Raw genomic sequence first — 13,306 nt, forward strand, 5'->3', positions numbered from 1 at the left:
TGATACTTTGGGTGTGGTCACGACTTCTTGCCCTGTTTTCAGAAGCGTTGAGGTCTTGCCGGAAGAGCCCCGCTATTGCCTTCACACGCACGCGGGGCTCTTTGCTGATGCCGGCCGTGCCGGACTCCAGTCTCGTTTGCTGTTGCGTTCAGGCTAATGCAGTTGCACAGGAGGCGCGTTGCGATCCCCAACCGCGCGCGTGGCCACCGATTTCGATGGGATATATTCATTACACGTCTCCGACTGTCTTGTCGTAGAGAGTGCATTTGGTTGAGAGAACGGGGTGGCACGGATGGCTAACCTTCAACGTATACAAAAGAAGGCGACGGAAGACGCCATGAGGGTGCTGAACGAATACTGGGTAGACGAGAACGGTGAAGTTCCCCTCCCCGTGGATGCGACGGCGCTCGCTGAGAAGCTTGGAGCGGAGGTCTTCGCTGCCGACCTCAACGACGACTTGGCCGGCTTCATCTACAAGGCTCCAGGGCAAGCGGCCCAGATAACGGTCAATCAGAATCACCACCTTCACCGCCGGCGGTTTACCTGCGCTCATGAGCTCGGACATTTCATTGAACGCCGAGGCACCCCTGAGATCGGCTACATCGACAATCGGGACACGCTCTCCGCACATGGCACCAACCCGCACGAGGTTTACGCCAATACGTTCGCCGCAGCCCTGCTCATGCCTGAAGACGAGCTGGAGTACTACGCCCAGGATCATGACCTTTATTCGCTGGCCAGGCTTTTCCGCGTTTCAACAGAATCTATGGAGTATCGTTTGAGGACCCTGAGGATCAAGGTTGCAGTCTGAGGCAACAGCAGTAGCCGGATCGGCAGAAGACGAGCAAGAGGTTCCCGCTGGCGGCGCTGACATAGACGCCGCACGACGCCTGGCTGAAAAAACGCCTAAGACTCCCGTTGATCACGACGATCCCGAGGGCTCCCGGCCAGCGCCGAGCTACGGCTCCCACTTGCCAGGCGTTGGTGCACTGGGAATGATCCAGCACCTGACGCCGTTCCTCTTTTTCTACCGGATTTACGCGAACGCGCTATATCCGCGGTATCGGACGCCTGAAGCACGGATGGTTCAGTTCAAGAAGGATCACAAGGCCATATTCTGGATTCACTGGGGCCTGGACTTTCTGTTGCAGCTCGTCCTGGTGGCGGCTGTTGTGCTCGGGGTTTCCCTTATCGCGTTCAACGGCATCGTTCACACGTTCAAGCTCGGCTGAGGGCACTGGCCCTGGTCGGGTGCGGTGGCACCTGTCCGGCGACACGTAGTTGATGCAGGAGGCCCTTTGGACAACTCTCCAAAAGATGCTTCCACTTCGGCCCTCTAGTGGTCATCCCTTTATGTAGTTAATTTGTGTACATAAATTGCGGCCGTATTAGTCGGATATCGGCAGAGCAGGACTGCCGGTATGTGGATAACGGACGAGAGAGTGGGTCCAGTGATTAGGCTTCCACACCTCGGGGAACCGTGGACGCCACCGCCGTCGTGAACCAGGTGCCACTGCTCGCCGTCACGCGCACTGGATCCGCACCCGAGACAGGACTGACCTGGTCGGAACACCGATGGGCTGGGCCGGACAGACAGCATCGCAGCCAGCGCCGGTCGTGAGGTCTTGACCAGTACGTCGATGCCACCGTCGCCGATGGACGGAGTGATTCGTTCCGCTTCCGGATACTCTGCGCTGATGAACATGGCAACCACAGCCTCAATGTCTTCGCCGCTATATCGCGTCCACTCAACTCGTGATATGTAGATTCCTTTTCTCGATCGTTCCTAGCTGCTCCAAATATTGGCCTCGGTGGCGCCGCCCCCGGCTCCCGCACTATTCCGGCCAGGGCGCCGGCTCGTAGTCCTCGTCCACGTAGTCGATCTCTGTCGGGAGACCCGCCGCACTGACTTCCAACTCATCTGTGAGCTCGAGATTGCAAACGCTGCACTCAAAATGCGTGACACCCATCCGGCTGTAGTAGGTGACGCCCCCGTCGTAATGATCCGCGTCGACCCCGTACTCGAGGATCACCCCAATGGCCTTTCCGGTGTATCCGCAGGCCGGGCAGTCTTGATCTTCGTCGTGCTCGACGCTCGTGTGCGAACGCCCAGACATCGATTTCAGGATCGTCTCCGTAGAGAATGCAGGAAGGCTTTGCTGAAGTTCCTTCAGGCGCAGTTTCGCAGCGGCGATCTTGGCCTGAACAATCTCATCCCACTGCGTTGCTTCAGCTTGGGCGATGCCACGGGCCAGTTCATCCAGTTCTGGACCCCACCATCGGTCGGACGGGTGATCGTAGTGCTCCCGGACGAACTCAGCGAAGCGAACCATGGGACGCATCGCGGACCGCAGGGTGTTCTGGTCCACGACTCCCATGTGGGCTGAGCCATTGCGCAGCCAGAAGACTGCTTTGTCGGTGGCGAGCCAGGGTGGGGACATCTTGAGCTGCTTCAGTCGATCGATGCACTTGCCGGCGTCTATGGATTTCACGGTGACGGCATCGGGCCGGCCGAATCCGGGAGCCTTCGCCCCGGAGAACTTTAGGATCGATCCGACGTCGAGGGGTTCGGACAACAGCAGCGTGGGCGAGACGGAAGCGAGCAGCGATTTGGCGAGAAGCTCCACCGCTGACCCGACGCTGAAGGCTGCGTCCAGCATCTCGAACTGATCCGTTGACGTGTACAGCTTCAGCGCGCGCCGGGCGTGCCGCTGGCCAACTTGGTGGAGGTGTGCCGCCAGGTCGTCGTGGCTCCGAAAGCTGTCGCCGAATGGCCACCCGGCATGCTCGGACCCTTCTCCATAACCACGGCTGGGAGTTTTCATTCGTCCAGCCTAAGTGCTGCCGGTTCGGCTCCGGTCCCCGCTCCTAACGCCACTCCGGCACCTGTCTCATGTCCTCGGCCCAGAGCCGGTACCGCCTCCGCTCCCCGGGCCATGGCGTCGCATCATCACCGTCGATGTGCGAATCCATCATGCCCGGCACGCGCACGCCTTCCGCGCGCAGCGCCTGCTCCAAGCACTGCCTGACCTCGATGAGCCAAACCCGGATCCGCGTGAGCGGGATGCCGGAGAGCCACACCTCATCGTTGTCCGGGAAGGGCAGTTCGAACACCGCCCATAGGTCTTCCTCTGCCAGCCTCCGAAACCGCGCCAGATCCTCAGGCCCAGCCATGGCGGCGAGCTTCTCCTGAATCTCGAAGAACTTCCTGGCATGCTCAGTCTCCATGATGTTTTTCGCCGACCTCCCGTACTCGTCCCAGTGCTCGGAAATGTTCCGGAGGTCTTTCAACACTGACTCCTCCTCCATAGCAGTCTTCGGCCTCTCAGGGAGCCTGTCCTGCGAACGGAACACGTTGTTGATCGCCGAAAGCAGGAACGTCCGCTCAATCCTCTGCTGCATGTGCATCCCCACAGTCGGGACGAGCACCGGCGGATTCGGGCCGTGGCGCATCTCGGGCCTAAGCGCAGCCAGCGACCTATGGCCCGCCTCCGTCCGCGCAATCGTGTTGAAAGCTGAGACGCGGCGGAACCGTGCGCACTGCATCTCTGCCGCCTCAACCCACATGAGCCCCAAAGACCAGACCTCGACCTCGGACCGCGGAGCGCGCTCCTGCTTCTCCTTTGCCATACGACCCATGCTCGCACCCGGATGGAACGCCCGCAGCCACACTACCGAACCGCCATGTCCGTCGCCCCGGCCAGAAGCGATGAACGGCGTCATCGCTACCACCCATAGTCTCGCTGGTAGTTTTCTGCAACTTCACCAACTACACAGTCTCCGAAACCTAGTCCGCGGCAAACAACCACTATGGGGCGAACCAATCCGACCCCTGTGCAGATGCCCGAAAGCCCATTTAAGGCCGTCTTCCTGGCCAATCAGAAATAGAAACGATGCGTGTTGGTGGTGCCGATCGTCTTCGGAGTGCTGCCTATGACAGTGGTGTACGCCGTGTTGCGCAAATAGCGGTGCTGAGCCTGAATTTTTGACGACGCTGCTCCGGCACCGCCGGCAGTGGCCATGCCCGACAACAAAAAACTCGCAGAAAGGGAAAGCAGATGACATTCATGGCCAGACGGGCACTCGCGCTTGTCGCCGCAGTGGCGGCACTTGCCGGCCAATCCCTGGCTTCGACCCGCGCTCTGGAAGATCGCGACCTGTGTGGTTCATCATGAGCGGCGATGTGCCCGAAAGACCCCTCCGCTTAGGAATGGGTCTTGGTTAGTGCGTTTCGGTGGGGCCTTTTGCCGCCCCTCGCTTCCGCGCGCCTCATCGTTCAGCCGGCCAATCAGCTGAAGGCGACGGTCAAGCTTCTTGTCGAAGTTGTCGTGCCCCAAATCCGCCTGCATAAGCTGATGGAACGTGGCTGCTTCAAGCTGTGTTCTCCCTTCCGCTAGAGCGGGATTCAACCCGTGTAGCTCCGTGGACATGTCCGATACGCCTGTAGTGACCCACGATGTGCAACGAGAAAAAACTCAGCCTTCAGCTTCAGTACCACAGCAAATGCGGCGTTGAAGGCTTGCTGACCGCCGCGGGAGCCCATGCAAGGCAATCTGAAGCAGGTAAATAGTACGTTGTGGGCCACGGCGCACCCGGCCTGACTTGAGCAGGGTCCGGTGAAATAAGTAGCACGGAGCCGGGCCAGATTGGTTCGTGCAGGGCCTCGAGCCAAGCGCTCTGCACGTGGTCAAAGCGGTTCCACCTGATGGTGATCCAAGAGCCCGTGGGTTCAAGGGCATCAACGCTCAGAATGGTGACCTCTGCCGTCGTGCCGTGTACGCGCTTCGCCTCATCGAAGTTCTTCCACTGTTCCCTTGCCACCGCCGTCCAAGTACGCAGCCGACGTACCCGGGACAGCCAGATTGCACCAACAGTGGTCGTGGCGAGAAGGAATGCAAGAGCCGCCATCACGGAGAGCCACTGCGACGGCCAAGTTGCTGCAACAGATGCTAGAAGAGAAATGGCGCAGACCATCATGACCACACTGACGACGATCAATGCAGGTGTCGCAAGCTTCGGCTTCAGGACTGGGTTCGCATCCACTTCGCGCCCAGTTTAGAGCTGCCAGCCGACATTGATAAGGCTTTCCGCTTGAGTAACCCGTTCTCCAATCCCAACCTGACGCTGAGGCTGCACGGCTGGCGGGCGAGCCACTGGACCAATGACGTGGTCAATGCCCGCACGCTGCTCCCGTTGCTCCCACTCGTACGCAGCGGGAACCGGTCCCAGGGGAAGTGGAGAATCGTCGACGCCCCACCTGTCCCTGTAGATCGCGACGCGGCGTACGACGTCGTGTGATTCCTCTGGTTGCACATCGGACCCCAGACTCTCGACAAGGTTCCGTTTCCATTCGGTGTCACACGTCAGGGCGGCCCTGACGACGTGATGCATCCTGTTTCGTATCCGCTCCTGGACCTGGTTGACCATATGCGTCAGGTCAGGACGTGCGGAGTGCAGTGGGGCTAATGGATCGTCCTCAATGCTGGGCATCTCGGACAGGAAGTGCCGGAGTCGGGAATGAACGACGGCTGCCATGTCTTTGGCCGATCCGCTGGTTCCCAAAGCGGCGATCACCACGCGCTGGGCGCTTGGACGGCTGACTTGAGCAGAACGGCGCCAGGCAGCGACAGTTGCGCCCCAGGATGGAGACTGCTGCAGCTCAGCCGCTGATCCAGGGGAGTGCTGCGCGAGGAACGTCGCCAAGTCCTCGGCGGCTGCGATTTGCGCGAGATAGTCGTACTCAGCACTGAGACGCTGCAAGCTGTCCGCTTTCGACCTCTCCGCATCGCGGACTTCGTGGGCCGTTCGTTCGGCGCCCTCGGCAGCAAGGACTTCGCCAAGGATCTGTTGCCAGGTGGCTTGCAGGGCGGGATCCAAGGGCTCGTCGTCCAAAGGATCGCTCTCGCTGACATACGCATGGTTCCCCGTGCGCCCACGGGTCATGCTTACATATAACAGCTCGCGCGTGAGACGCCCCTGCGTAACCACGGTGTGTCCGGTGTCCACTGTCAGCCCCTGTGAACGGTGGGCAGTTGTCGCGTATCCCAGCTCAACTGCGCTTTCAACATAGGCGCGGGTCAAGGAAACGGTTGCACCGGTATCCCGGCGAACGGCGGTGAGGGACCCGTCGCGCTTTACTGCGCGGACGACGTCGAGCATGGTTCCGTTCCGGATGAAGTCTCCGTTACTGTCCACGATGGTGCGGTCATTTTGGCGAGCGATGACTGCGTCACCGCGGCCTGCATGAGATCCGTCGCTGATGGGTACCGCGTGTTCTGCGTCTACGTCACCTTGGATAACCCGGTCGGCCTGAGCGCGCTGATTGAGCATGCTCACCGTGTCATTCTCGGCTGCAATGAGAATGGAGGACTTGCCCGCCTTAATGTCGGCCTGCCAACTGAGATAGGCGTGATCGACCATGTCCAGGTACGAGCCGTGTCGCAGGCGTCCGTGACGGTTGTATTCGGCAACTGCGGAGAAATCACCCGAGCGGAGCATCAAGGATGCCCCTTGCTCCCAGGCTTGTTCGAACCGCCAAATAGTGCTCAGCCGGGACGTCTTGCCTTGACGGTCTAGCCAGCCAAGGATGCCGCCGGCGTCGATGGCGTCCAATTGTCCCGGGTCGCCCACGAGAAGAACCTTCGCCCCGGCGTCCCGAGCCTGCTGGGCAAGGGCAGCCAGTTGAAGGGTGGACACCATGGAGGCCTCGTCGACGACGACCAGCTGGTTCTGCTGAAAACGCCACCTGTCCTGTTCGGCAGCGAGCCATGCCGCCTTCTGTGCCAGCCGGACGGCGTTGGGGTGCTGGTCGCCGGAGTGACTGATAAGGCGTTGCTCCGCGTCGAAGAACTGGCCCGCGCGGTTGGCCGCTCCCTGGCCGGCGGACTCGTAGAGCCATTTGGCGACATTCTCAGTTGTCAGCGCTAGCTCTCGCCCCAGAACCTCGGCGCTCGCAGCTGCCGGCGCCAAACCAACCACGGTGCCGGTGCCGAATGCTGCTTCCCAAGCTGCCTTGACCGCACCGAGTGTGGTGGTCTTGCCGGTACCGGCGGGACCGACGATGGCGTCGAGTCGGTTGCCGCTGAGCAAAACGGTGGCCGCAGCCGCCCGCTGATCCATGTGCAATTCAAGACGCCCGTGGTGCTTGTAGCTGGCGAGCAATTCCATGGTGACGTCCGCGCTCACGGCCGGGCCGCCGTCGTCGTTCCTTGCGTCCATAACGGCATCCTCAGCGGCCAGAGTTCCTGCATCCGTGAACAGGCGGGAGCCCTGGAAATCGAAGACCGAATGTCCCGCGAAATGAGTATCAGAATGCGCATTGACCGGGATTGTGTAACGACGCTCGTTGAGCGCCACGGACTGGTTTTCCGCGGCCGTAGCTACGGCATCGATCATGGCGTTACGGTCCTCCGCTGTCTTGCAGCGAATTTCCGCGCAGACACGTTCGGCTTCCGCGAGGAGGTTCCACCGGTTCCAGGTGGCGCGTTTCCTGGCCACACGCTCCCGTGCCAGTGACCCGACGGCGTCGACCCAGGACGGTGCGAAGTCGCAGGAGCGGAATGGGGTTCTGTGAGAGCGCCGAACGGTTGCGGCGAGAACATGGTTTGGGCTGAAGCCTTTGTCGATTGCCCGTTTCTGCCACTGCATTGAAAGTTCGTGGAGCGGCACGACCGCTTCCGATTTGGCCGTACGGGTTGAAAGGGTGGCCTGCTGTCGGAGCTTGATGATGGTCGTCGCGGATGGGGGAGTGCCGTGGCCGGCAGCCCATTCGGCAACGAGCCGGTCGGTTTCGAGATCTATGAGGCGGGAGCGGTTGGAAAATTCGCGAATTAGGGCATCGTCGACGCCAAAGAGTTGCTGGCTGGGATTGTGCGTGTTCGCGGCCGGCTTGCGGAAGTCGGTGTCGGTGCCGAGGTTGCCGTGCAGGGCGTCGAAGAGGAGGCCGTTGTAGTGCTCGCTGGCCGCGACTGCAGCCTTATAGAGGGTCCGCGAGTCTAGCGTCACCCAAGCACCGTCGGTGATGCGCTGGACACGGTTGGCGATGACCGTGTGAGTGTGCAGCTGAGGATCACCGGCGCGCGATTCCCAGTGGTCGAAGGCGGCGGCGATCACCCCGCGGGTGCCAATGTGGGCAACGCCATTGCGCCCCGCCCTTGTGTGGATGACGGACTCTTCAAGCCATTGCAGGGTGGCGTTGACAGCTTGGTGGTGGGTCTCGAGGATTTGGGTCTGGATGCTCCGTGGGCTGAGAGCCCAGAGGACGGAAACGGATTTGGGGACACTAAACGTCAGGTCGAAGCCGACGACGGCGTGACGCGCTTCGGTTCGTCCTCCGCTCTTCTGGACTAGCGTCGGCTGGCCGTGTGGACGGCCTAGGGGAGTCCCGGTGTCCGGATGAGCGGCATGGTCGAAGACGGCTTTGGCGTCCGTTTCGGTAACGACGTCCCCGGCAGACCGGCCTATTCCTTGTATGCCGGAACCTATCCAGCGGCCAGGCGGCGTTCCCGATTTCATGTAGTAGTTAGTGGCATCCACGGGATCGACCTTTAGGTCGTCCATCATAGTGGTTTTGAACAGGTACTTCAGGCCCGACTGTGCCGAAAGACGGGCGATGGACATGGTCATGGCTGTTGTCCTCGGCGGGCAGAGCTGCTCCATCCTCTGCGGCGGAACAACTCCTTGGTGCTGAGCTCTAGTTCGACGCCGGCCGCCCGACTGAGTGCCAGTAGCCTGCCGGCTAGGTGAACCAAGTCCTGGGCATCAGATTTCTGAATGGCTTGGAGCCGGTCTAGCTCTAGGAGAAGGTTCTGGGCGGTGGCTCGTTGCTCCCCGGCCTCGGCTTCGAGGCGGTCGATGTCAACGGCTTGAAGCCGGAGCTGAGCGTGAAGCGAATCCACGACTCTGCTGCTGGGGCCTTTGGCGCGAGTCAGTCCGGCGGTTGTTCTGTCATGACGCCTAGGCGGGGCTGGTTCGGAGCCGTTTCGTGATGCCACGGAGCGTATCGGTGTTGACCCCAAGAGGCGCTGCCGACGTCGACGATCGCGCTGTCTGTTGGCGCAGCGAGTAGAGCAGAAGCGTTGAGAAGAGCGGCTCGGTTCAAAGCCCTCCCGACATTCGGCACAAATTCTTTTGCCCACGTTGATTCATCAGCCAGGGTCCATCTTGCGACATGATCGCCGTGAGTCTTGCACACGGCGACTGCCTTGGATGCCAGAGGTGTGAGGCGGCAGTGGTCGCAAGTAGAGCCGACGCTGGGAGCCAGCGCAGCACTCGACCGGAGCCAGGCTGGTGGGGCCGTTGGCGCGGCCATTGGAGAGCTGCTCGCTGCGCCCTCGGGACTAGATGGCAACGCTCCAATGTGAAAGAAGCAAGGAGCCACTTGCTTGTCTGCCGGTGACCCAGCTAGCTGCTCATGTGGGCGTTCGTTAGGCTTTCTCGGACGGCCGTCATTCACCCGAGACCGTGGCGAGCCTGGCCGATCAAGTCAGGAGGCTGCCGCGTTTGGACCCGGTTATGAGCCCCTTAGTTCGGGCCACCCCTGCCATCTCCTCCGCCATCCGGTCCGAGATCCCGCACTCATGGTGCCGGCTGTCGCCGGCAGCGTACTGCCGGCGCTTAAACTGCAATCGTCGCCGCCTGCCCGCCGCTTAAAGTTGCGTCCGACATTTGCCTGATGCTGAGGTCCATGACCACCCATGCCTATGACCGTTCGTCCATCATCCCGCAAGCAAGTCCTCGATCAAGAATTGCGGTAGGTACTTCCGCGTTTCCTACGGCGTCGTCAGCGTCGAGTGACTCCTCTTACTGTCTGACGATGGCTCCACCAACGTGGCTGTGACTTTGCGGTTGAGCTTGTAGGTCTTTACATCTTTCGGGTCCAACGTCAGCACAGGCGGGATCGGGTCGATGCCAAACCATCCGAGGGTATTGGGGCCCGGGGACGCGGATGCTGTTCCACGAGCATCGGGAGCATCCTCCACGCTTTCTGCATCTAGGAACAGGACGAAGGTATCCTCGCCGTTTTGAGCGCTTCTGAGTTTTATACCGTCGATCGGTGTCTTCGGCACCCATCTGAAGAACTCTGTGATCACTTGCGTGGGCACGTACGTCAGGTTCGGGTTATCGTCGGGGCCCATCGGGGCGGTGACGTTGGCAGCGAACTTGCGGAAGAACTGAAGCACTCCGAATTGATCGAGGGCGTCTGGGGCGAATAGCGATGGCATGTTCAAGTCCCTGGTCAGGTCCAGGACTCTGAGATCTTTTTGGCTCTTGAAGGCACCGATACGCGCGTAGTTCCTAGTTCCATGGGTAGCGATTTCTTCGATGGCCGTCTCCGGCGTTGCGGAGCCGTAGAACATCGGAATTCCCTCAGGGCTCATTCGGTTCACGGCGGCCAGTTTCGCTGGAGCTGGGCCGAGGTCAGCAGCGGACACAAGTGTGCTTCGGTCATCGCTGACTAACCGCCCTCTATAAAAGAGAGTACCGGCCGGCACGATGGAAACGAGGCCCAACTCCTCTTTTTCGACGTAGGGCAGAAGGCCTTGCAGGAAGCTTTCGCTTCTCTGCCCGGGGGCAGCAAATTCCGAGGATACATCGCTGGAGGGAAATATGAAGCGCGATCGTGTTCGTACATCTTCTTCAAATTGGTCCCAGCCCCAGTAGGCGGCATCCAGAGAGGAGGGATGCCTATTCTCCGTCCAGTCCTGCTCCAGGACAGCCTCCTCCAGCACTCCCACGAAAGAGTCAAAGACCTGATCGTCGATTGCTTTTTCGCAGACCTCATACAGGATCTCGGCCGGGTCGGAGATTCCGGCTCCCTGCCATCCGTCGTCCCAAGGAACGCCTGCCTTCTCAGCTGGCTCATACACCGACGTGAATACAGCCATGACGTGCCGCTGAAGTTCTGTGAGGGGGACAAGATCGACGATTGCCAAGCCGGCGGAGCAGAGCACGCACAGGGCAGCTCCGTCATCTTCGACCGCGGCTGACAGCTTTTCTTTGAGGTGGTTATCAGTAATGTGGGCACGGCACACCGCGCCGTCTAATGTGGCGTAACCACGTTCGGTGTCCGCCAGCCAACTCTCAGATGCTCCACTCATGAGGATGAGTGTTGCACGTCAGGTACCTTGCTCTAGATTTGGGTTGCAATTTTTACGGCATAACTAGTGGGAGCTCATGCTACTCAACGGGCCGTACGGAATTGCCGGATGGATAGGTGGGCTTTCAGCCTCGTCTGTTGCTCTGCCGCTGCAAACGTGCCAGTTTCTGTTGGAGCACTCGGATGCGCAACTCATTTAGAAGTCGTTCCGGTACGGCCACCAAAAGGCCGACGACGGCGTACCGTGCGCTTATGAAGTGGTTTATTTCCTTGAGTATGGGGGTGCCAGTATCCGGTCGGAGCAGGAGCCTCTGTAGCTGCCACGACCGCCTGAAGTTCATTCGCACCGGTTCCACGAATGGGGAGAGCCTGAGCTTTTCGGCGTAGCCTCGCACGTCAGTTTCTGCATTCCTAGCCTGAATGTGAAGTTGATAAGGAATGTGGAAGTCTGTGCTCTTGAGCTCGCCATGATGCCAGGCCAAAAGATGTTCACCGGTGTCGGTGAGCATGGCGTCTAGGGCGGCGCGGGTACCGGGCCCTGAAGCGGGGTTCTTGGCTACCTGCATCCGGCGGGTGATCACGGCTACGGCCATCTCGTGCATCCACCAGGCAAGGTATCGGTTTTTTCTCGTGAGGCTCAACTCCAATACTTGCCTGTTCGTCAGTTCGTGGTAGTTGTAATCAGGTTCGGTTGACGGCGATCCGAAAGCATCCACCCACTTCGACAGCGTGCGGAACCAGTCCTCAATCACTTGGCGCTGCCGCTCCTTGCGGGCGGCGTTGCGGGTCAGCACCTGACCTAGCCAAAAAATAAACACAGAGACCACTGCGGCTATCGCCGCTGATAAAGGAAAGTCTGTTCCGGCGGCTGGCGCCTGCTCGGCCGCTGTTACCAAAGGGAGCATCACGTCCCCGATTTAACCATGGGGAGCGACACAAAAGTCTCGATTATGACCCGCGCGACCCCGTATCTTATTTACGGCCGACGGGGATAGGGGACCGCAAGTAGCTGGAGTATGTCATTGAACTCAGGCGGTCGATACGTACGCGATGCCGGTCATGAGTCGGAGCTGGACGAGGACATTTCACGCTTCCAGCCCAGGATCCCGATACGCCGTTCCCTTGTTCATATTCCAGCCGGCGACCATTCCCGAGCCGATCATTATGTCGCTGACCCGGGCCAAGTGGTAGGCGGGGTCGGCGTCGAGAGCAAGTTGCAGGAACTGGTGCGCCTTGCTGCCACGGCCTTCCCACCAGTTGATGAAGGCTACTGCCGTGAGGATCGGGGCGGAGTGCTTAGTGCTGCTGTGCGTGTAAGCATGGAGCAGCAGCTGCTGCGCCCATTCGACTCTAGACCACTCCGGCTTGTCGTGGGTTTGAGCGAGGAGGATCCGGTCCATGCGTTCCTCAATTCCTGGGATGTCGGCCATCAGCCTGTCTCGGATCACGGGGAATTGGAGATCCGCAATCAGGTTCACGATTTCCTCCCGGTCCGGGTAGCTGTTCGAGTCAAGCATTTCCGTCCAGCGCGCTCTGGCCTGCTCGAGCGCTTCCCCTACTTTCAGGCCTCCGAGTGCCTTTACACGGTCACGGACAGCATCCGTGGTTTCGGTCTCCTTGGTTGACGCTGGCAGGATGATCCGATTTGTCGGTTCGATGGTGCTGCCGCGGTAGACGAATTCCGCGTTGATTTGGCTGGACTGTGTTGCGGCCAACGGGAGAGACCGACCGTCCTCAGGGCTTCCATCGTATTGGGAGACTCTTTCGTCCCCTACCAAGAGTCCATCACGGATGGACATCCCGCGTTCGGCGAGGGCGCCAGTCAACGCGGCGATGGTTGCCGCATGGGGCTTGACCGGACCGGCGTGCTCTTCTTGGGATGTGTACACGGCAAAGAGCACACTTTCCGCATTGGTGTCGTGGGCCAGGTAACCCGCGACCGTCTGCGCGTAGCTGATTTCAGTACCTGGCTTCGGCAGATCAACGCGGAGTGTCGCGCCAACGTGCTTATCCGACAAGGTGATGCAGACCAGGCTTTCGCGAGGCCAAAATCCCAGAGTGTGGCCGACGAAACTGAGAACGTCGGCAGGAGTGCGGATGGTGAGCTCTTCCATTTCTTCTCCTTCATCGCCCGGCGGACCGCGGATGCGCCCGTCAGATTTTGGCGTCGTTCTGATAGGAGCCATCGCTGGGCATTAGGATCCGGAG

General features: G+C 60.3%; 9 protein-coding genes. 2 read left to right on the forward strand and 7 right to left on the reverse strand.

Features of this window, described 5'->3' with window-relative positions:
- The first annotated feature begins 337 nt into the window (after positions 1-337).
- Together LFT45_RS04280 and LFT45_RS04285 are read left to right on the forward strand one after the other, a co-directional pair.
- Positions 338-811, forward strand: a complete 474-nt coding sequence (locus LFT45_RS04280; RefSeq protein WP_236806915.1) for an ImmA/IrrE family metallo-endopeptidase — start codon at positions 338-340, stop codon at positions 809-811.
- Positions 801-1,232, forward strand: a complete 432-nt coding sequence (locus tag LFT45_RS04285; protein WP_236806917.1) for a hypothetical protein — start codon at positions 801-803, stop codon at positions 1,230-1,232. The genes LFT45_RS04280 and LFT45_RS04285 overlap by 11 nt, the downstream gene beginning before the upstream one ends.
- 603 nt (positions 1,233-1,835) lie before the next feature.
- Here the strand turns inward: LFT45_RS04285 and LFT45_RS04290 are convergent.
- The 7 genes from LFT45_RS04290 to LFT45_RS04320 form a co-directional block, all read right to left on the reverse strand.
- The gene (locus tag LFT45_RS04290) at positions 1,836-2,825 is read right to left on the reverse strand and encodes a hypothetical protein (RefSeq protein ID WP_236806919.1); all 990 of its coding nucleotides are present in this window, start codon (positions 2,823-2,825) and stop codon (positions 1,836-1,838) included.
- 43 nt (positions 2,826-2,868) lie between these two features.
- The gene (locus tag LFT45_RS04295; protein WP_236806921.1) at positions 2,869-3,630 is read right to left on the reverse strand and encodes a hypothetical protein; all 762 of its coding nucleotides are present in this window, start codon (positions 3,628-3,630) and stop codon (positions 2,869-2,871) included.
- 858 nt (positions 3,631-4,488) lie between these two features.
- On the reverse strand, positions 4,489-5,043 hold the full coding sequence (locus LFT45_RS04300) for a hypothetical protein (RefSeq protein WP_236806923.1): 555 nt from the start codon (positions 5,041-5,043) through the stop codon (positions 4,489-4,491).
- 12 nt (positions 5,044-5,055) lie between these two features.
- Positions 5,056-8,625 carry a MobF family relaxase gene (gene mobF, locus LFT45_RS04305; protein WP_236806925.1) on the reverse strand — a complete coding sequence of 1,190 codons (3,570 nt, stop codon included), beginning with the start codon at positions 8,623-8,625 and terminating at the stop codon, positions 5,056-5,058.
- Between the two features lie 1,145 nt (positions 8,626-9,770).
- Positions 9,771-11,099 (reverse strand): RES domain-containing protein, encoded by a 1,329-nt coding sequence (locus LFT45_RS04310; RefSeq protein ID WP_236806927.1) that lies wholly within the window; start codon positions 11,097-11,099, stop codon positions 9,771-9,773.
- A 124-nt stretch (positions 11,100-11,223) separates the two neighbouring features.
- Complete coding sequence (locus LFT45_RS04315; protein ID WP_236806935.1) at positions 11,224-12,006, reverse strand: hypothetical protein; 783 nt, start codon at positions 12,004-12,006, stop codon at positions 11,224-11,226.
- Positions 12,007-12,183: 177 nt separating this feature from the next.
- Positions 12,184-13,212 (reverse strand): DUF4192 domain-containing protein, encoded by a 1,029-nt coding sequence (locus LFT45_RS04320; protein WP_236806937.1) that lies wholly within the window; start codon positions 13,210-13,212, stop codon positions 12,184-12,186.
- Positions 13,213-13,306: the final 94 nt, after the last annotated feature.

It is taken from the genome of Arthrobacter sp. FW305-BF8, assembly GCF_021789315.1.
In the GTDB taxonomy this organism is placed as follows: Bacteria; Actinomycetota; Actinomycetes; order Actinomycetales; family Micrococcaceae; genus Arthrobacter.

Excerpts from the sequence above, each read along its gene's own strand:
- LFT45_RS04295 (WP_236806921.1), bottom strand. The coding sequence starts at position 3,630 with ATGGCAAAGGAGAAGCAGGAGCGCGCTCCGCGGTCCGAGGTCGAGGTC.
- LFT45_RS04280 (WP_236806915.1), top strand. The coding sequence starts at position 338 with ATGAGGGTGCTGAACGAATACTGGGTAGACGAGAACGGTGAAGTTCCC.
- LFT45_RS04320 (WP_236806937.1), bottom strand. The coding sequence starts at position 13,212 with ATGGAAGAGCTCACCATCCGCACTCCTGCCGACGTTCTCAGTTTCGTC.
- mobF (WP_236806925.1), bottom strand. The coding sequence starts at position 8,625 with ATGACCATGTCCATCGCCCGTCTTTCGGCACAGTCGGGCCTGAAGTAC.
- LFT45_RS04310 (WP_236806927.1), bottom strand. The coding sequence starts at position 11,099 with ATGAGTGGAGCATCTGAGAGTTGGCTGGCGGACACCGAACGTGGTTAC.
- LFT45_RS04290 (WP_236806919.1), bottom strand. The coding sequence starts at position 2,825 with ATGAAAACTCCCAGCCGTGGTTATGGAGAAGGGTCCGAGCATGCCGGG.